This window comes from Thermomicrobium sp., assembly GCF_053493975.1.
This window is the reverse complement of the sequence record NZ_JBRBZA010000035.1, coordinates 23,856-43,420: the sequence shown is the minus strand read 5'-3', so window position 1 is coordinate 43,420 and position 19,565 is coordinate 23,856. Positions and strand designations below refer to the sequence as shown.

Sequence of the window (19,565 nt, the reverse complement as noted above, 5' to 3'; positions counted from 1 at the left end):
CGGAGGGGACGGCATGCAGCTCGACGAACTCCTCCTGGCCGAAATCTGGCAGGCCCAGTGGCTGAGTGGGGTCCTCACGACGACCGAGAATCGAACGGTCACGGCAATCTATCGCGGGATCTGGACGCATCGCCGCGGTCCGGATTTCGCCGGCGCGCTGCTCGACATCGGGGGAAAGTTGCACCAGGGTGATATCGAGCTCCATCTGCATGCCTCCGACTGGTATACCCACGGCCACCAGGACGACCCCGCATACGAGACGGTCGTCCTCCACGTCGTCTGGGAGGATGACCTGGGCGAACCGGTCCGCCGTCGCGATGGCCAGCGCGTGCCCACGCTGGTCTTGCGCGACAGTCTAGCTGGTCCACTCGAGCACTTTCCCCGGCAGCAGGTTCGCCCGCTCGGCGCGCTCGGTTTCGCGTACTGTGCACCGCACCTCGCGGTCGGCGCACCGGACCAACTCCATCGGCTTTTCGAGGAAGCGGGCGATCGGCGACTGCGGGAAAAGGTCGCTCGTGTGCAGGCGCGCTTGGCTGGTGAGCCCCCGGCCCAAACGCTCTACTGGATGCTCGCCGATGCACTCGGCTACCACCGCAACCGGGAAGGGATGCGCCTCGTCGCCGAAGCGGTCCCGCTCGCCGAACTCGAAGCACGCCTGCTCCGTCTCTCGCCTGAGGATCGTTTCCCGACCGCTGCGGGGCTGCTCCTCGGTACGGCAGGCTTCCTGCCTGTCTCGGACCACGAGCGCCACCTCAGCGGGCTTCGCTCCGACGACTGGTGCCGGATCGAACGAGCCTGGCAGGCGACGAGTCCGGTCGCTCTCCGCTCCACCTGGCGACTCGACGGCGTTCGGCCGGCCAATCATCCGCTTCGGCGCCTCCTCAGCCTGGCCGGGCTGGTCGCGGCGAGTGCCGAAGGGATCCTCGGCACCTGCCTCACTCGTGTCCAGAGCGAGCGGGCACGAGGTCACCTGCTGGAGTGGCTGACCGGCGGCCCGGTACCGCTCGGACGCGATCGGGCGCACGAGATCATCGTGAACGTGGTGGTTCCCTTCACGCTGGCCTACGCGGAGTGGACAGAAGATGTGGCGCTGGCGGAGCGGGCTGCCCAGCTGTGGGCTGAGCTTCCGGCAGGCCGCGGCAACGCTCTGGTCGCGGCAACGTTGGAGCAAATTTGCGGGACGAGTCCTCTCCGGCTCCGGAGTGCGCGAGCCGAACAAGGGGTCCTGCACCTCCACTGGTGGGGTTGTCGTCAGCGTCGCTGCTACGAATGTCCCATCGCGCAGCTGGTCACCGGGACCGCCGCGAGCGAGCCGGCTCTGCCTGGTACGCCAGAAGGCCGAGCAGGACCCTCCTGATTCCCCATCCGAGGCCCCTGTCGCACGAGACGCCGCTCCACGCGCGAGCGCGCTGGCGCGAGCGCTCGGGGAGGTCGCGTCTCGATCCGGAGGGCGGTTCGCACTCGACCAGGACTCGGTTCCTCGACGAGGGGATGGGGCAGTGTTATAATTCCGACTAAGTGGGTCGGGATTGTGCGTCCGCTCGAGCGGGAGTTCGCCTGTGTTGCCGAACGCGCTACCGATCGACGCGCCTTGGTGGTCGCTCCGGGGCGAGGCGTTCAGCGCAATGGAGCGGTGCTCGTTCGCTGGTTGGGAATGCTTCCGCAGCTTTGCGGCACGGGCCGACTCTCCGGCACCGGGCAGCGAGGGAAAGGGAGAATGGGGGTCCGCGGACGGCGAGCGATCCGACTCGATCGACCTGGAGGTGGCAGGTGCGGGCTTCCGCCATGCAGCCGAACTCGCTCACTGGTTGCCGCGCTCGGTCGGGGAGAGCGCGATGGTGCTCGGGCGATGCGACACTCTCCTCGACTGCGACCTGCTCGGGGAAGGCCGTCGCTCGGGCGGGAACGCGCCGACGGCGCATGCTTGCGCCGTCGGCAGCGCCGAGGTCGCCGCACGACGAACGCTGCGGGAGGACACTGCGGCGATCACCATCGACGCCGAGTGGGTCATGTCGGGAAGGTACGTCGTCGCGGCGCGCTCTCCGCTGACCTTCCGCGACGGAACGAGCGGTGCCAGGCAAGGTGTCCCGTCGACGAGGGCAGCGTCCCCGAACACAACGGCAGGCAGTCTCCGCACGGTGCGCAGACGGGAGCAGTCTGGTCGGCCCACGCCGCGGGGGAGCCGGCCAACCGCCCAGACTGGCCACCGAATATCAGAGGCGTCATGAGCGACGACACTGCACAGCGGGTTCGCCTACTCGACCCGCTGCGTTTCGATGGAAGAGGCAGTCACGACCGAAGGAAGCGACCGGAACACCGCGACGGCCAATCGTGCGAGGAGTGGGGCGATGAACGATCTGGTTCCGATCGTCGTCCAAGGGATCAGCTGGTCGCAGCAGCATGGGCAGCCGCTCGTCCTCTTGCGCGGGCTGGGCACCGACTCCTGGTTCGCGGTATCGGCCGATGTCGAGGAGGCGCGGGCCTTCTCCTCCTGCGCCTGCACCGTCGAGCGAACCCAGCGGCGCCTCGCGCGCCTGGCAAGCCAACTCCTGCGCGCGACAGGAGGGGAGGTCGAGCAGATCGTGCTCCGAGTGGACGAGGAGCAGATCCTGCGCGCCCACCTCGTCGTCCGGAGCAGTACAGGTATGACGACGCTCGAGACCATGGGGCTCGACGCGCTCGTCCTCGCCACTGAATTGGGGATCGTGCCGGTCATGCGCTGGCAAGAACTCGCCGCCTTGGCCAACGGACGGCAGCGCGCAGCGAGCGCGAGCAACGAGACAATGCCCGAACTCCCCCCGGCGATCCAGCGACTGCTGGCCGAACTCGAGGAGCGTGGGTTCGGGACGGACGACTCAGGATGACGCGAGGCGAGCGAGCGTCGGGATACCACCCGCCCGCTCCACGAGGTCATCCAGTCGGTGGAACAGTTCGTTCATGGACGAGACGACCAGACGCTCCCGACTGCCACTGGGAACACTGACGGTCACCTCGACCGGCGAGGAGGGCCGGTAGACCCACCACCAGGAGCGGCGGGCCAGGACACGCTGCAGCGCCTCGCCGAGGGCAGCCCGGGCACGATCCGGTGGAAGACACTCAGCGCGATCCGGAGATCGAGCCAGTTTCACAGCGATGGCTGTCGTCTGATCGGTCCAGAGTTCCGCTTCCGCAGTCAGCGCGCGGTCGCCGGAGACGAGCAGGAGCGGAATACCCTGCTCACCGAGCCACCGACTGGCGAGCGCGAGTTCCCCAGCTGGTCGACCATCCCACCCGATCGACAGCCCGGGAAGAAGGGTGCAGGGGGCGAAAGCACGAGGAGCGTCGCCGCGGGCGTGAAAACCCAACAGGACCGCCAAGCGCGGCTGTCGGTCGAGCGGGAGCAGCATCGGCTCGATGTCACTGGTGACCAAGTCGGGTGGGATGGTGCGTCCGTGCCAATCGAGAAGGCGAATCCGAGCGATCCCGAAGGCGCGAGCGGCCTGGCTCACCGCGCGCACGTCCTCGGCGTACTGCTGCAGGGCACGCGCGTACTCCGGATGAGCTGGATCGCACCAGGCGCGCTCGGTGATACCGGACATCCCCTCCAGGTCAGCGACGATGACGAGTTCCATTCGACCTCCGCAGGGCTCACTGACCGATCGAGGGCAAGCATACCGGGGAGACCGGCCAGAGGCGATCGACGAAACGACGGCGAGCCGACGCGATGAGTCGACCAAAACAGAGCGGTCCCGGGCGAAAGCACCCGGGACCGCCGGTAGCGCGAATCCGGGACGGCCCGGTCAGAAGGAGAGATCGTCGATGTTCGGATACTCGTCGAGCACCACGTTGCCGAGCGTCCCATCGGGCAACTTTTCGACGCGGCGCACGAGCACCGTGGTGATCACGCCCTGGGCTTCGGGGTGGAAGCGAACTTCGTTCATCGGCCCCTGGAATCGGACATTGCGGATCGCTTGCAGGAAGGCATCTTTGTCGCTGGTATCCCCGTTCACGGTCTCCAGAGCATGGGCGAGGATCATGACAGTGATGTAGCCCCAGTACTCCAGGTGGCCTGGGAGACGGTTGAACTTCTGCTGGAACTTAGCGACAAACTCTTTGTTCTGCGGCCGATCATAACGTGCTGCATAGTTGATCGCACTGACGATGCCGAGAGCTGCTTCGCCGACCTCCGGGAGATAGGGATCATCGCCGACTTCGGCGCCGCCGAGCAGGGGATATCGATCCTTGAGGCCGAACTCCTGGTACTGGGTCATGAAGCGGATGGCATCGGCCCCAATGAACCAGGCCCAGACGGCATCGGCGTTGGCAGCATCCTGAAGGATGCGCTGGAGATAGGGACCGAAGTCGGTCGTGTCGAGTGGCGGGAAGACCTCAGCAGCAAGCTGACCGCCCGACTTCTTGAAGTAATCGCCGAAGATTTGTGCGACCGTTCGGCCAGTCGTGTAGTCGGGGGCCATGAGGGCGATATTCCGATAACCACCCTTCTCATAAGCCCACTTCGCTTGGATGAACTCGTACTGCCCCTGGCAGAAGGAGGAGCGGAAGATGTAGGGACTGCGGACCTTGGGGTCCCGGGTCAGGGGTGGCCAGCCGGCGATCGACACGATGGTGACTTGCTTCTGCTCGTGTAGGTAGTCTCGCACCGCAGTCAGTTCCGGGGTGATAGTAAAGCCGGTGATGACGTCGACTTTGTCGCTCTCGACGAGTCGCCGGACGTGCGTCTTCGCCTGATCCGGATTCCCAGCCGAATCGGCTGGCAACAGTTGCAATTGACGACCAGCAGCGGTGTTGCCCAACTCGTCGAGTGCGAGCTGCATCCCCTCGATGTGGCGCCGTCCGGACGATGCCAGGTTCCCCGTTTGAGCCACCACCACACCGATCTTGAAGGGGGTTGCCGGCCGCGCGATGGTCGGCGTGACAGCGGCCTGAGGAGTCGGTGAAGCTGCAGCTGCTGGAGTCTGAACCGGTGCACTGGCTGGTGTCGGGATGGTGCTGTCGTGGGTGTCGGTGTCGGGCTTGCACCACCGCCACAAGCCGCGAGAAGACTGCTGGCGAGCGCGGATACCGAAAACTCGAGAAAACGCCGGCGATTCATCCTGTCTCCTCCTGTCTCCTCCTCCTACTGGCACGACAACCAACGGACAGCGCGACACGACAGTCGTCCCTCGCAGCCGTTCACTCGAGGCACTCGCGACCGCTCTCGTCACTCGCACCGCTCGTGCGCCCGAGATTCTCGCCGGTGGCTCATAAGCCCCTCGCGCGAGGGTGAACCGACTACAACTTTATCCATGCACCGTATAGGTGTCAAGATTTCCTCTCGTGCAACCATGGCTCTCGTGCTTCCTTTCCCAGACAAGACCAGCGCTCGCCTGGGCCTTTCATCAGTTCAGTCGCTTCTCGACTGCTTGGATCTACACAGCACTGAGGCATGACCTGGCTCATCGGGTACGACCGGCAGGAGCAGAAACAGGCGAATTCAGGTGGCAGACTCGCACGATCGCTCGCTTGTCGACCGACAGCGTCGTGCCCGAGACACGATGAACGCCTTCGCGTCCACGTCGAGTACCGAAACAGACCGACTGGACAGCCTGGACAGCGGCTTCCCACATTGCGACCAGGACCGCTCGATCTGCCCAGTCGTTCGCCGAGACCCTCCCGGCTCAGCTTTCCAGGCGACTCGCTCACGGGACGCATCAGTGCAGCCACCGGTAGCGAGGGCGCGGCAGATTCGGCTCGTCTCGCCCAATCTGCCGGCGATGTCGAGATGTCGCGGCCAGTCGTTGCCCTGGAACCAACCCTCACGAACAGGTAACGCAGACTGCTCGGGAGCGATCACTGGAACGCAGGAACGAGTAGGATGTGAGCGAAACGACATGAGCAGAGGAAAGGAATTCATGACCGTGGTCTTGACACGCGATGCGGTACCGATCGAAGAGACCTGGAACCTCGCTGATCTCTTCGCCAGTCCGGAGGAATGGGAAAGAGAGCGCGAGGCAGTGCTCGCGGAACTCGCCAAGCTGGAATCCTTGCGTGGAACCCTGCAGCAGGGACCGCGGCAGGTCCTCGAGGTCCTGACCCTGGCCGACGAACTCGACCAGCGGGTGAACAAGCTTTTCGCCTATGCCCTGCTCGCGCGGGATCAGGACACGCGCGACACGGCCGCGGCCGAGCGATACGAGCGAGCTGTCCACCTCGGCACGGTGGCGAGCCGCGCCTCGGCGTGGATCGCACCGGAACTCCTGACCAGCTATGACGACGCGGCCCTCTTGGGTCTGCTCGAACAGGAACCGGGTCTCGCTCCGTTCCGACGACTCCTGGAACGGCTGGTGCGAGAGCGCCCGCATGTGCGCTCCGCGGAGGTCGAGCAGCTTCTCGCCGAGACGATGCCGCTCGCACAGGCACCAGCGACGGCCTTCACCTTGCTCGACAATGCCGACATCCGGTACGGCACGGTGACGGACATCGACGGGACAACGGTCGAGCTCACGAAAGGCCGCTATCAACTCTTGCTCGAGCGGCGCGAGCGGCGGGTGCGCCAGGAGGCCTACCAGGTCTTCCACGCCCCCTACATCGCCCACCGGCACACGCTCGCTGCGCTCCTGAGCGCCGCGAACCAGCGCGATACGTTCTATGCACGAGCCCGACACTACGAGTCGGCCCTCGCAGCAGCCCTCCACCCGGACAACATCCCGCTCGAGGTCTACACGACACTCATCGACCTCGTCCGCCAGCACCGCCATCTCCTGCAGCGGTATCTAGCGGTGCGCAAGCGGGTGCTCGGCCTGGAGCGTCTCCGAACCTACGATTTGTACGTACCGCTGGTGGAGCGAGCAGATCACCGGTACACGTATGCCGAAGCGCGCGAGCTCGTCCTGGCAGCGCTCCGTCCGCTCGGGTCAGAGTACATCGAGCCCTTGCAACAGGGGCTCGCGAGCCGGTGGGTCGATGTCCACGAGACGGTCGGCAAGCGGTCCGGTGGTTACAGCCTGGGGGTGTACGGTGTCCACCCGTACATCTTGCTGAACTGGAACGGCACGCTGCGCGAGGTGTTCACGCTGGCGCACGAGGTGGGGCATGCCATGCATTCCTACTTCAGCTCGCGGGCGCAACCCCATCCGACCGCTGAGTACACGATCTTCGTCGCCGAAGTCGCGTCGACCTTCAACGAGCGCCTGCTCACTTATGCACTCCTGGAACGAGCGACCGATGCGCGGGATCGGGCCGCGCTCGTCAACGATGCTTTGGATACCTTCCGCATCGCGCTTTTCCGGCAAACGCTCTTCGCCGAGTTCGAGCTCCTGACGCACCAGGCTGTGGAGCGAGGAGAAGGGTTGAGCGCGGACGGGCTGTGCGAGCTGTACGGTCGCCTGATCAGCGAGTATTACGGGCCGGACTTGGGAGTGGACGACGAGGTCCGGCACGAGTGGAGCCGGGTACCGCACTTCTATCGTGCGTTCTACGTGTACCAGTATGCGACCGGGTTGGTAGCAGCGACGGCGCTCGCACGGAGTGTCCTGGGCGGAGACGAGGACGCGCGGCAGCGCTACCTGCGATTCCTGGCCGCAGGATCGTCGAAGGATTCGCTCGACCTGCTGCGCGATGCGGGAGTCGATCTGACGAAGCCGGAGCCGTATCTGGCTGCTTTCGCGACGATGGAGCAGGATCTCGTCACCCTCGAGGAGGCACTGACGCAACTCGGGATACTGCAGTCAGCCTGAGGGAGGCAGTGCGACCCGTCAGGGAGGAAGAAGGTTCGCCGACCGTTTGTGCTGGCAACGCACGCCGGCTCGCCGGGTCGTTCAGTGGCGCGCGGCCTCCGTCAACCCAGGTACAGCTCGCACCGCATCACCCGCGGGCTGTCCACCCTCGGCGCGCACCGCGATATGGAGCGCGACGGTACCGGCCATGAGTTTGCGGACCTGCACGGAAGCGAAACCGGCCGCTCGTAGGAGCGCCGTAAGCTCGCTAGCTGTAGGGAAGGCAGCTGTCGAGCGGGGGAGATAGCTGTACGCTGCCCGGTCACCACTGACCAGGCCACCGAGCCAGGGGACAAAGCAGTCGAAATAGAGTCGAAGCAGGGAAGCGAGCGGTCCTTGGAAAGGCGTCGTCTCCAGAATCACAAGGACGCCGCCGGGGCGCACGACGCGGGCGAGTTCGTGGATCGCTGCCTCGTAATCCGGAAAATTGCGCAATCCGAAGCCGATCGTACAGGCATCGATCGAGGCATCGCGGAACGGGAGGCGCATCGCGTCCCCGCAGAGGAGCGTGACCCGATCGAGACCAGACGCGGAGCGCTTGCGCGCGGCGTGCCGAAGCATCGTCCGGCTGAAGTCGAGCGCGACGACGCGCGCAGCACCTTGAGCAGCGAGCTCGAAGGCGAGGTCCCCGGTACCCGTCGCGACATCGAGCACGACTGCTGGCTGGTGGGCGAGGGCGGCACGGGCAGCTGCTCGGCGCCAGGTCACGTCGCGGCCGAACGTCATGAGCCGGTTCATGACGTCGTAGCGCGGGGCGATCCGGTCGAACATACGCCGGACTTCCGCTGGCGGTTGCAGTGCACCACGGCGGGGCATCGCGTCTCCCTTTCCATCGACAATACTAACGCACCGGCTCACGACCGTAGGTGCCGACCAGTTCACCGATAGCCAGGATATGCCCCTCGAGAGCACGCAGAATCTCGTTCCGCTGTGCTCCAGGTGGGAGGCCAGTCGGGCGATCGAGCGCGTACAGGCGGAACACGTACCGGTGCGGTCGACCAGGCGGGGGACACGGTCCGCGGTAACCGACCGTCCCGAAGTCATTCCGGCCTTGCCGCGCACCGCTTTGGAGTGTCTCGTCGGGCGGTACGGCCGGCGGGAGGGAGCGAGTCGCCGCGGGGAGAACGTAGAGGAGCCAGTGAGTGAAGGTTCCACCGGGAGCATCGGGATCCTCGACGACCAGGACGAACGCGGCCGTCCCAGGAGGCGGTTCCGACCAGCTGAGCGGTGGGGAACGATCAGGGCCGTCGCAGGTGTACTCGGTCGGCAGGGCACCGCTTGTGGTAAAGGCCGGGCTGGTCAGCTGGATGCGGACGGCTGCGGGTGGAACGGTCGGACTAGTGCCTGCGGTCGCGCAACCGAGACTCCCTACGACCACCGCGAGAGCGAGGTCGGTGAGGCTCCAACGGAAGGCCAGAAGCCGGGTCCACATTCGTGCGATGCAGAAGCGAGGTCGCATGGTTTAGCCAACGAACGCCCGTATCGACCGTTCTGAGCCTACCGCAGGAAGGCCCGCGGAGGAAGATCGTCCGAGCACGGTCGTCAGCCTGGCACCAGCTTCATTCGGAACCGGTAGCCGGGAACCTTGCCGCAGGTCGGGGCACGAACCCCCCGACAGCACGGATTCCCCAACGCAGCACCAGATCAGCGAGCGCACCGGCGCATATACTCCATCGGTCGGACGAACTCGGGGAGGAACGACGGAGGCACATGCACTGTCACGCCGCGTCGTCCGGCGGCATCCGGAACGCGCCGTACCGGACGAAGCAGCAGCCATCCTCGCTGCTGGAATGGTTGCGCATGTCGGCTTCTGCGAAGACGGCCAACCGTTCGTCATCCCGATGTCGTATCACTATGACCCGCAGCGACCGAACCGGTTGTACCTCCATGGCGCGCGGGAGAGCCGGCTGATACAGGTGCTGGCGAGTGGTGCCCCAGTCAGTGTCACCGTGACAGTCGTCGATGGACTGGTCTACTCACGAACTGCCTTCCACCATTCGATGAACTACCGTAGTGTCGTTCGTTTCGGCCGGGCTCACGTCATCGAGGACGAAGCCGAGCAACGGACGATCTTCGAGGCGATGACGGAACGGTACTTTCCCGGGCGCCGTGCTGGGGTCGATTATCAGCCTGCGACGGCTCAGCAACTGGCGGCGACGCTGCTCGTCGAGATCGTGATCGGGGAGTGGAGCGCGAAGGCCCGTCGTGGTGGACCGCGTGGCCCATACGATACCGATCCGACGGCGCCAGGCACGGCCGGCATCGTACCCTTAAAGGAGTGACGTGCACGGACGACGTGGCACGCCCTCATTCCTCCAGCGGCTGGCGCCCGCGAAACCCGGCATCCAGGTCGTGCCAGTACGAGACGGTCGGCTCGTCGACCCTCCAACACAAGTAGACTTCGCGGCCGTCGCGGAGGCTCGGAAAGTCGACGATACCCATATCGAGATCCTTGACCTCGACCCCGAGCTGGTGAATGACCCGCACCTTCTCGCGGATCGAGCGGGTCAGCTCGGCGACTCGCCGCTCGATGCGTTCCAGCTGGGCACCATGACCGTTCAAGAAGGCGAGTGGTGCCAGTCGGCGGAGTTCGGCGAGTAATCGATCGAGTTCGCGTTTTTCCGCCTGGAGCGCGACGAGCAAGCCCCGCAAGCGTGGGACGAGTGCGCGTGCCTCTTCGACCGTGAAGTAACGGCGTTCTTTCTGCTCCATCGCTCGACCGCAGCCTCTCGCGACCGTTTTCCTAGGAGATAGACAGCAACCTGAGCGTGCTGCGCTGGTCACGGGCGATCGTTCGAGCTGGGCTCGCCTCCGGCGCTCGCTACCGGCCGAAGAGTCGCCGTCCGGCCGGAGGGAGTTTACCATCGAGGGGGCGCGGGGGACTGGAGGGTGCCATGCGAGGGCCAGCGATCGCCGACCAGCGCACAGCGAGCCAGCACACGATCGGCGGGCACCTGCTGCTGGCAACGACGGCTGTGCTGTGGGGATCATCGTATATCGGAACACGCGCGATCGTCGGAGACGTCCCACCGCTTCTCCTGGGATTTTTGCGTGCGCTGTCGGCGACTGTCGTCTTGGGAGTCCTGGCGAAGCTGGCTGGCGAATCACTGCGGGCACGGCTGAGCGCCTGGATCAGGCTCGCAGGGCTGGGCGTGCTGGGGGTCGCCTACTTCTACATCGGTCTGAACCTGGCGTTGCAGTGGACGACAGCGACCGCTGCCTCGTTCCTGAGCCTGCCGTATCCCGCCTTGACGGCAGTGGGTGGGTGGCTGTTCCTGCAGGAGCGCCTGGGAACGCGACAGATCGCCGGGATCGGGTTGGCGGCAGTGGGAGCCACCTGGATGACCGTGGCGTCGGCGCAGGACAGCATCGGTGGTGCATGGATCGGAAACCTGCTCGCGCTGTCCATCACGGTTGCCTGGACCGCCTATACGCTCCTGGGGCGCCGCCTCCTGCTGAACTGGACGCCCTTGGCAGCGACCTTTCACATGATGGCGGCTGGCACGCTCGTCCTCGCTCTGGCGGCTGGGCTCGAGTACCTGGGCGGGGGACGAGCACGCTGGACAATGGAGTCCACCCTGATCACGCTGTATCTGGGTGTGGTGTGCACCGGACTCGGTTACGCGTTCTGGAATGCTGGACTCCGTCGTGTTCGTGCCGCGACCGCCAGTGTCTATCTGTATCTCCAACCGGTAACCGTGGTGGTTTTGGGCATCTCGCTGCTGAGCGAACGGCCGTCGCTCGTGACACTCGTGGCGGGAACCTTGGTCATCGCGGGGACGGCACTGACCGCCGGGGGTGAGAGGGCGCGCTGACGGATCCGGTACACTGGCCAACGAGCGCTCCGGTCGTCAGGAGCGCGGTGCGCAGCGAGCGAGCAGCAGGGGGACCGAGACGAGCGATGCCGAAGCAGAAGACAGCGCTGATCACAGGAATCACTGGACAAGACGGCTCGTACCTGGCGGAGTTCCTGCTCGAACGGGGTTATCGGGTAGTCGGCATGCAGCGCCGGTCGAGCACCGAGACGTTGTGGCGGATCGCGCACCTCTTGGACAAAATCGAACTCGTGCAGGGAGACCTCCTCGACCAGCTCTCGCTGATCGAAATCGTGCAGGCGTACCAGCCGGACGAGATCTACAATCTGGCGGCGCAGTCGTTCGTGCCGACCTCGTGGCAGCAACCGGTCCTGACGGGTGAGTTCACGGCACTGGGGGTAACGCGGCTCCTGGAGGCGGTGCGGCTGGTCAAGCCGGACGCCAAGTTCTACCAGGCGAGCTCGTCGGAAATGTTCGGGAAAGCGGTCGAGGTTCCGCAGAACGAACGCACACCCTTCTATCCGCGCTCTCCCTACGGCGTGAGCAAGGTCTACGGGCATTACATCACGATCAACTATCGGGAGAGTTACGGATTGTTCGCGGTATCGGGAATCTTGTTCAACCATGAGAGTCCGCGCCGGGGTTTGGAATTCGTGACGCGCAAAGTGACGCACGGCGTGGCCAAGATCAAGCTGGGCTTGGCCAGGGAGCTGCGGCTGGGCAACCTGGATGCCCGGCGAGATTGGGGTTACGCGCCCGACTACGTGCAGGCGATGTGGCTGATGTTACAGCAGGACCAGCCGGACGACTTCGTCGTCGGTACAGGGAGGACCTACTCAGTGAGGCAGCTGTGCGAGATCGCTTTCGACTGCGTGGGACTGAACTGGGAAGACTACGTGGTCGTCGATCCGGCACTCTTCCGGCCAGCGGACGTGGATCTCCTGGTCGCGGACGCGACGAAGGCGCGCACGGTACTCGGTTGGCGACCGACTGTCAGCTTCGAGGAGATGATCGAGCTGATGGTGGATGCGGACCTGCGGTTGCTCAAGGGCGAGAACGTGCCTCCGGGGATGGTGGCGCCAGTCCTGCGGCAGAGGATTTGAGAGACGAATCAGCTCTCAGTACCTCCGTTCACCAGTCGACGGGTAGTTTCGAAGACAGCTCTGGACCGAAAACCCTCCGGGCGGGAGTGAGAGACTCGTGTCTTGAGCCAAGCCGACTCGAGGGGCCGAAGCCAGTGCACTTTCCAAGACTGACGTGGCATCCACGTCTCGGTCCCGAGGGACCGACAATGGCGATCGCTTTACTTGTCGTATCGCGAAAGTGCGTGGGTGAGACTGCTAATGGACAAAGTCAACGAGTCACGGCACAGAGCACCAGCCACGGTCTTCCGGCAGAGCACCTCGGCAGCGCCACTCGGAGAGCTTTGACCAGAACCGGGCCGAGCGATCGTTTTGACCGGGGATTCCGGTCGACCGGGACCGACGAGGAGCTCAGTGGTCGGACCGCCGTGCGGAATGCGTGGACCGATGTCTCCGTACACTTCGACTTCAGCCTCAGCGCGTTCAGGAACAGCAAGTGCCCTTCACACGAGCGCACAGGATATCGTGACGCTCTCCGGTCCATGAATCCGGACGACCGTACGATCACCCGCCCATCAGGCCACGCTTTTCCGATTCACGTTCAGCGTGTCCCTCTCAGAAAGACGCGAGGTGCCCAGCTGCCACCCGTTTTTTGTCGACGCCGAGCGGGGCTCTCGACTCGGCAGGGGCACATCCCGTCGCGGAGCGCCAGCGAAGCAGATCGACCGTGCAGTACGATGGTGAGAGCGATAGTCCCGCAACCGTGCGAGGGCGAGGCCGGGTGGAGTACCCAGTCCCGGCCTCGATCCGAGCGAACGATTGGCCCGCCCGAGGCCGGCAGGCGCGCGGCGAGCTGCGCGAGGTGAAGAGACACCGGGGTGCGCAGTTCAAGCCGGTGGTAGGTCGAAATAGACCGTCTTGACCTGCGTGAAGAACTCGAGGGCAGCCCGACCTTGCTCGCGCGACCAGGAACTAGACGCCTTCATACCGCCGAAGGGGACGTGCGGCTCGGCACCAGCTGTCTCGGAATTGATATGGACCACGCCAGCTTGGATACGGCGTGCGAAGGCGAAGGCACGGCGGATATCGCGGGTGACGATCGAGGCTGAGAGGCCATAGGGTACCCCATTCGCGATCTCGATCGCCTCGTCCAAGTTGCGGGCGCGGATGATGCCGACCACTGGGCCGAAGATCTCTTCCTGCGCGATCCGCATGCCGGGCTCGACATCGGTGAAGACGGTGGGAGCGACGAAGAAGCCATAGCGCAGGTCTCCGTCGGCCAATTCATGACCACCGGTGAGGACCCGCGCTCCCTCCTTCTCGCCGATCTCGATGTAACCCAGCACGCGCTGCCGCTGCTCCTCCGAGACGAGCGGGCCCATATAGACGCTCGGGTCGATGCCGGGGCCGACCTTGAGACTCCGAGCGCGCTCGACCAGTCGGGTGGTGAACTCGCCGAGAAGCGGCTCGAGGACGATGACGCGCGAGGTGGCGGTGCACTTCTGGCCGGTCGAACGGAAGGCACCGGAGGTGGTCAGTTCGACCGCGAAGTCGAGATCGGCATCCTCAGCGACGATGACCGGATTCTTGCCGCCGAGCTCGAGCTGCACCTTGGCTCCGCGCTCGCTGGCGATGTGGTAGAGGTGCCGCCCGACGGCGTTGGAACCAGTGAAGCTCACGGCCACGACTTTGGGATGGCGCGCGATCGCTTCGCCGACGACCGGGCCGGGGCCATGGACGAGGTTGAGGACACCGGGTGGCAGACCAGCCTCGACGAACACTTCCGTGATGAGATGGGCAGTGAGCGGGGTGAGTTCGGCCGGCTTGAAGACGGCAGTGTTCCCGAACGCAAGGCAAGGTGCCAGCTTCCAAAGCGGGATAGCCACCGGGAAGTTCCACGGGGTGATGATCCCGACGACACCGAGCGGGACGCGCTCGGTGTAGAGGAACGTCTCCGGGTTGGTCGCGGAGTAGACTTCTCCGAGCGGACGGAGCGGCTCTCCCGCGAAATAGCGTAGAATGGCCACGCCGCGCAAGACTTCGCCCACTCCCTCGCCGATCGTCTTGCCTTCCTCGCGGGTCAGTGCCTCGCCGATCTCCCGAGCACGCGCTTCCAGAATGTTGGCGGCTTTGTGGAGGATGGCCGCTCGCTGCGGACCAGAGAGGCTGCTCCAGGCCGGGAAGGCAGCCGCGGCTGCTTCGACCGCTCGATCGACGTCTTCGGTCGTCGAGCGAGGGAATTCGCCGAGCACGGTACGGCTATCGGCCGGATCGATATCGGGTCGGTATTCGCCGCTGGCTGGCTCGACCCATTCGCCACCGATGTAGTTCCGATAGCGCCGGACTGTTCTCGTCGTCATGGCACACCCTCCTTCGGTTCCGCAGCGTTTTCTCGGACCGGCCCGACCGGCGAGGTCACCGGCATGGGCCGCTCACGCGCAGCCGATCGAGAGATGTCGAAGGAGAAGAGCAGTTCGGCATCCGCGCCCCAACCGTCCGGCAAGCGCGAAACGACCCGCAGTCCGACAGCTGTGGCCAAGCTGGAGGCGACCGGATCAGGGGTGACGACGAGTACCTCGACATCGTGGTCGAGGGCGAAGCGGCTCGCTGCCTGCAGGAGCGGAAGATCGTCCCAGACCACGACACCGGGCGGCACGAGCAGAACGACATCGCGTCGAGCCGGAGCAGTCGCGATCCAGTCGGGCAGAGCAGGCAGGAGCGAGCGGTCGCGCAGCACGAGGATTTGGCGTGGTGGCGGGTGGCGTAGTTCCTCCAGCACGGTGAGCAGGACGATCTTGAGCGCAGCGAGCACTGGGACAGCGAGGAGGAGGCCGAGGATACCCGCGACGCTGGCACCGGCCAGGACCCCGAAGAGGACAACGACCGGGTGCAGCCGGACGAAATGGCCGACGAGTTGGGGGATGACGAAATGATCCTCGAGCAGGCGCAGAACTAGGTAGACGAGCGCGACGACGACCGCGAGCTGGAGGGAGGACCAGCCGAAGGGCGCGGTCCCCTGTGTCAAGGCCACGCTCACGGCGATGGCACCAGCAGTCCACGGACCGATGAAGGGGATGAGCTCGAGCAGCCCGGTGCCAATGGCCAAAGCGAGTCGGTACTTGACCTCCAAGACGGTGAGCGCAATGTAGGTGGCCGTCGCCATGATCGCGAAGAGGACGAGCTGAGCACGGATATAGGCCCGGAAGGTCGCGTCGACTTGACCGAGGATCCGGCTCACTGTCCTTTGGTGCCGGCGAGGCGCGAGTGTTCGCAGGCGCGCGACCAATGCGCGGCCCTGCAAGAGTCCGTAAAAGCTGACGAGGAAGAAGACCAACGACTTGATGAGCGCTTCCACCGTCGCGAGGACCAGCGGAACCGCTTCTCGACTGAACCGCTCGGCGAGCGACTGGGCAGCAGAGGCCAAGCGATCCAAGAGCGCCCGCGTGTCGATGGCGAGTTCGCCGAAACGGAGTTCGGGTGCACGAGCGAGCCGCTGTTCGATCGTCTCGACGACACGGGGAATCGTCGTGGCCAGAGCCTGCGCTTGCTGGACGAGCGAGGGAGCGACCAAGAGTCCACCGAGAATCAGCAGGCCGATGAGGACGAGGTAGAGCAGGAAGACAACGGCGATGCGAGGGAGATGGAGGCGTCGCTCGAGCCAATCGACGAGCGGGTGAACCAGATACGCGAAGACGGCGGCGACGATGAAGGGGGTAAGGATATGGGCGAGGTGGAGCAGGGCCCAGCCGAGAACGAGCGCGACGAGCGCGGTGACGAGAAGGAGTTCACGGGACTGCCGGACGCGATCGAGCACGTGCATGCTGTTCGGACTCGCCCCGTTCCAGCCCTCTGCCTTGCCAGCGGAGGGAGGATCGCACGTTCCACAGGCCCATTCTACCGCAGCAGGACACGTCCAGCATGGCGAGAGAGGACCGCTCGTCGCGGGGCACCCCCAGCGGCAGCGGTGCTCACACCGGCACGCGACGAGAGGCTGGCAAGAGGCCACTGGTCAGCAGCGCGAGCAAGGAGAGCGCGAGCGCGATCGCGAAGACCGCGGAGTAGCCGAAGCGATCGACGACCAGGCCACCGAGCATCGGCACGAGGGCAACGACGCCGAGAATCGTATTGGTGACGCCGACGAGTGTCGGGCGCTCATCGGGACGCGCCAGTTCGAGTACCGCCGTGAAGTTGGCCAACATCTGCGCTGAGAGCGTCACGCCATAAGCGACGAAGACGACGGCGAAGGCGACGAGGACGACCCGCTGGGGATCCTGGAGGCGCGGTACGAGGCGCTCCCAGTCGAGGATCGGTCGAATCCCCAGCGCGACGAGCGGCATGAGGAGGCGCACCAAGGTCGCTAGCTGGAGGAGTTGACGGTTGCCCCAGCGCTGGACAACCCAACCCCAGAGCGGGTTGGCGAGGATCCGGGCGAGTGCGGAAAGGGCGAGATAGAAGCCGACCGTTTCGGCGGGAAGGCCGAGCGCACGCTGCGCGTAGACGACGAAGAATGGGTCGGCGACCGTGGACAGGGCGAGAAGGGAACGAAAGATGAGAAAACGACGAACTGGCCGGCGCGCGAGGAGGCGCGGCAGTTCAGCCAACCAGGAGGCGAAGGAACGCAGCCGGGGCGGAACGGGACGCTCGACGATCCAGAGCGTGGTGTAGGCCGCGAGAGAAAGCGCCGCGAACGAGGCAGTAAAGAGGACAGCAAAACCCGCCTCGCCGAACACCAGTGCCCGTTGGACAGCGAACCCGGCGGCGAGCGAGAGCACCGCACCCCACAGATTGCGCTGGCTGAAGAAGAAGCCGCGTCGATCAGGCGGTACAGCGCGAGCGGTGAGTTCCACCAAGGGAACGAAGGCGAAACCGGCAGCGAGGTTGTAGACCGCATAGCAGACGAAGAACACGGTGAGCAGCGTCGGGCCCGACCTGATACCACCAGCGAGCACGACCGCGGCCAGGATGCCGATGGCCAGGGCACGCACGATTCCTCCCCAGGTCGCCCAGGGGAGCTGGCGGCGACGACCTTCGACGAACGCGGCGGCGACCGCCTGCGGTAGGAACCAGAGGCTGACGCTCATCGCTGGAACGAGTCCCACGAGGAGGCCGCTCTCGGTCAACTGGGAGACGAAGACGGTGAGGACCAAAACGGGGTGGATGAGCGCATCGCCGAGCAAGAGCAAGCCGCCATTGGCCACGCCGAAGAAGAAGCTCTGCTGGAGACGCCGCCGCTCGGAGAGCCGCGGACGGGAGACCGTCGGCTCGAGAGCGGAAATGGGCCGTCCACCCGGGTCTTGGCCGCTCATGGTCCGGAAGAAGGTCTCCTTTCACGCACCGATCCCGCGCCCATCCTATCGCACGTTCGCCCACTGGGCGAGTGCGAGGAAAGAGGGTGCGGCCAGCCGAGCTACGGCGGTCGTCCTGCGGTCGCGCAGGGAGAATCGGCCGGGCACCAGGAGGCGGCTCCCCTCGCGGCTCTGGCTGTCTCTCGCGAGCAGGAACCCGATCAACAGAGCGGGAAGTCGGTATGCTGTAAGGCGAGTGATGAGGAGGCCAGAGCTGTGCGTACGATGCCCGATCTGCTGCAACGGTGGGAATACTCGAACCGCCCACTCCGGCGCCGAGACCTGGCGGACGATCCCTTGGAGCAGTTCCTGCGCTGGTACCAGGAGGCGCAGGGGAGCGGCCTTCGCTACCCGAACGCGATGGCGGTCGCGACCGCGACCAGGGATGGTCATCCCTCCGTACGGATGGTCCTCTTACGAGGAGTCGACGAGCGGGGGTTCGTCTTCTACACCAATTTGGAGAGCCGGAAAGGTCGCGAGCTGGCCCAAAACCCCCGGGCCGCCTTGCTCTTTTACTGGGAACCGTTGGAGCGGCAAGTGCGGATCGAGGGTCGGGTCGAGCTGGTCACGAGCGCGGAAGCGGACGCCTATTTCGCGACGCGCCCGGTGGGGAGCCAGATCAGTGCCTGGGCATCGCGGCAAAGCGAGCCGATCGAATCGCGGGAAGAACTGGAGCGACGGCATGCGGAGTTCGCCGAGCGTTTCGGCTCGGGGCCTGTTCCCCGACCAGCCTACTGGGGCGGCTATCGCGTGGTGCCGGACGCGTACGAGTTCTGGCAGGGACGCCCGGACCGGTTGCACGACCGGTTCCGCTACGAACGTGGGGCCGACGGCAACTGGGTGATCACCCGGTTGCAGCCGTGAGGTGAGGGCATGGAAGGCTGCTCGTTCTGCCGGATCGTGGCTGGAGAACTGGCGGCGGCACGGGTGTATGAGGACGAACGAGTCATGGCGTTCCTCGATCACCGGCCACTGTTTTACGGGCACACGTTGGTGATTCCTCGAGAGCACGTGCCGACGCTCGCCGAGCTTCCTGGCGATCTGCTCGAACCGCTCTTCGGGCTCGTCCAACGGCTAGCACGCGCGATACCTCTGGCGCTGGAAGCGGAGGGGACGTTCATCGGGATCAACAATCGGGTCAGCCAGAGTGTCCCGCACCTGCACATCCATGTCGTCCCTCGCCGTCGCGGGGACGGGCTGCGTGGATTCTTTTGGCCGCGCCGACGGTACCCGAGCGAGTCGGCGATGGAGGAGACCGCTGCTCGTCTCCGTACCACCTTGCAGCACGTCTGAGGCGCAAGGCTGTGCCTAGTCGGGTCAGGGAGCGCGTGACCGACCGCTGAACACTGCCTTATCCGGCACCGCAACGGTGACTCTTCTGCGCATTCGGCTGGCAGGGAAACGTGCTCGGGTACTCAGGAACAGTCACGCTCGCCGGCGGAGGCACGGACCGCAGCATTCGATCGGCGATGACCGGGTCGTTGCAGGGGGCACGACCGGGAGCGCTCGCTGCTTCTCGGAGACGCGCCTGGTCCAGTCGAACGATCATCGTGCGCTCTGCTGGCCAGC

General features: G+C 65.4%; 16 protein-coding genes. 8 read left to right on the top strand and 8 right to left on the bottom strand.

The features are described from left to right. The first annotated feature begins 13 nt into the window (after positions 1-13). The gene (locus tag ACWIVK_RS06655) at positions 14-1,357 is read left to right on the top strand and encodes a DUF2851 family protein (protein WP_448575839.1); all 1,344 of its coding nucleotides are present in this window, start codon (positions 14-16) and stop codon (positions 1,355-1,357) included. A 991-nt stretch (positions 1,358-2,348) separates the two neighbouring features. Then, a complete protein-coding gene (locus ACWIVK_RS06650; RefSeq protein WP_448575838.1) occupies positions 2,349-2,864 on the top strand; it encodes a hypothetical protein in 516 nt (171 codons plus the stop codon). Here ACWIVK_RS06650 and ACWIVK_RS06645 read toward each other — a convergent pair. Both ACWIVK_RS06645 and ACWIVK_RS06640 read right to left on the bottom strand, forming a co-directional pair. After that, positions 2,856-3,611, bottom strand: a complete 756-nt coding sequence (locus ACWIVK_RS06645) for a M55 family metallopeptidase (protein WP_448575837.1) — start codon at positions 3,609-3,611, stop codon at positions 2,856-2,858. The genes ACWIVK_RS06650 and ACWIVK_RS06645 overlap by 9 nt on opposite strands. A 168-nt stretch (positions 3,612-3,779) precedes the next feature. Next, complete coding sequence (locus ACWIVK_RS06640) at positions 3,780-5,030, bottom strand: ABC transporter substrate-binding protein (RefSeq protein ID WP_448575836.1); 1,251 nt, start codon at positions 5,028-5,030, stop codon at positions 3,780-3,782. A gap of 861 nt (positions 5,031-5,891) precedes the next feature. Between ACWIVK_RS06640 and pepF the strand changes: the two genes are divergently transcribed. Continuing rightward, entirely contained in the window at positions 5,892-7,715 is a 1,824-nt protein-coding gene (gene pepF, locus ACWIVK_RS06635; protein ID WP_448575835.1) for an oligoendopeptidase F, read from the top strand. A gap of 81 nt (positions 7,716-7,796) precedes the next feature. Here pepF and ubiE read toward each other — a convergent pair whose 3' ends face one another. After that, positions 7,797-8,570 (bottom strand): bifunctional demethylmenaquinone methyltransferase/2-methoxy-6-polyprenyl-1,4-benzoquinol methylase UbiE, encoded by a 774-nt coding sequence (gene ubiE / locus ACWIVK_RS06630; protein ID WP_448575834.1) that lies wholly within the window; start codon positions 8,568-8,570, stop codon positions 7,797-7,799. Between the two features lie 25 nt (positions 8,571-8,595). After that, positions 8,596-9,186, bottom strand: a complete 591-nt coding sequence (locus tag ACWIVK_RS06625) for a YbhB/YbcL family Raf kinase inhibitor-like protein (protein WP_448575832.1) — start codon at positions 9,184-9,186, stop codon at positions 8,596-8,598. Between the two features lie 211 nt (positions 9,187-9,397). Between ACWIVK_RS06625 and ACWIVK_RS06620 the strand changes: the two genes are divergently transcribed. Then, a complete protein-coding gene (locus ACWIVK_RS06620) occupies positions 9,398-10,036 on the top strand; it encodes a pyridoxamine 5'-phosphate oxidase family protein (RefSeq protein ID WP_448575899.1) in 639 nt (212 codons plus the stop codon). 25 nt (positions 10,037-10,061) lie between these two features. Here the strand turns inward: ACWIVK_RS06620 and ACWIVK_RS06615 are convergent, their stop codons facing one another. Further along, positions 10,062-10,466 (bottom strand): DUF2203 family protein, encoded by a 405-nt coding sequence (locus tag ACWIVK_RS06615; RefSeq protein WP_448575831.1) that lies wholly within the window; start codon positions 10,464-10,466, stop codon positions 10,062-10,064. A gap of 182 nt (positions 10,467-10,648) precedes the next feature. Here ACWIVK_RS06615 and ACWIVK_RS06610 point away from each other — a divergent pair, with 182 nt between their 5' ends. Further along, positions 10,649-11,569, top strand: coding sequence for a DMT family transporter (locus ACWIVK_RS06610; RefSeq protein WP_448575830.1), 921 nt, complete (start codon positions 10,649-10,651; stop codon positions 11,567-11,569). A gap of 86 nt (positions 11,570-11,655) precedes the next feature. After that, the gene (gmd, locus tag ACWIVK_RS06605; protein ID WP_448575829.1) at positions 11,656-12,672 is read left to right on the top strand and encodes a GDP-mannose 4,6-dehydratase; all 1,017 of its coding nucleotides are present in this window, start codon (positions 11,656-11,658) and stop codon (positions 12,670-12,672) included. An 866-nt stretch (positions 12,673-13,538) separates the two neighbouring features. Here gmd and ACWIVK_RS06600 read toward each other — a convergent pair. The 3 genes from ACWIVK_RS06600 to ACWIVK_RS06590 all read right to left on the bottom strand — a co-directional run bounded on the left by ACWIVK_RS06600 (position 13,539) and on the right by ACWIVK_RS06590 (position 17,957). After that, positions 13,539-15,011: an aldehyde dehydrogenase family protein gene (locus ACWIVK_RS06600; protein ID WP_448575827.1), complete on the bottom strand. Its 1,473-nt coding sequence runs from the start codon at positions 15,009-15,011 to the stop codon at positions 13,539-13,541. Then, positions 15,008-16,471 (bottom strand): AI-2E family transporter, encoded by a 1,464-nt coding sequence (locus ACWIVK_RS06595; protein WP_448575826.1) that lies wholly within the window; start codon positions 16,469-16,471, stop codon positions 15,008-15,010. Before ACWIVK_RS06595 ends, ACWIVK_RS06600 begins: the two co-directional genes overlap by 4 nt. A 148-nt stretch (positions 16,472-16,619) precedes the next feature. Beyond that, on the bottom strand, positions 16,620-17,957 hold the full coding sequence (locus ACWIVK_RS06590) for an MFS transporter (RefSeq protein WP_448575825.1): 1,338 nt from the start codon (positions 17,955-17,957) through the stop codon (positions 16,620-16,622). Positions 17,958-18,212: 255 nt separating this feature from the next. On the opposite strand from ACWIVK_RS06590, the gene pdxH reads away from it, so the two are divergent. After that, positions 18,213-18,860 carry a pyridoxamine 5'-phosphate oxidase gene (gene pdxH, locus ACWIVK_RS06585; protein WP_448575824.1) on the top strand — a complete coding sequence of 216 codons (648 nt, stop codon included), beginning with the start codon at positions 18,213-18,215 and terminating at the stop codon, positions 18,858-18,860. 9 nt (positions 18,861-18,869) lie between these two features. Further along, on the top strand, positions 18,870-19,289 hold the full coding sequence (locus ACWIVK_RS06580) for an HIT family protein (protein WP_448575823.1): 420 nt from the start codon (positions 18,870-18,872) through the stop codon (positions 19,287-19,289). Positions 19,290-19,565 lie beyond the last annotated feature (276 nt).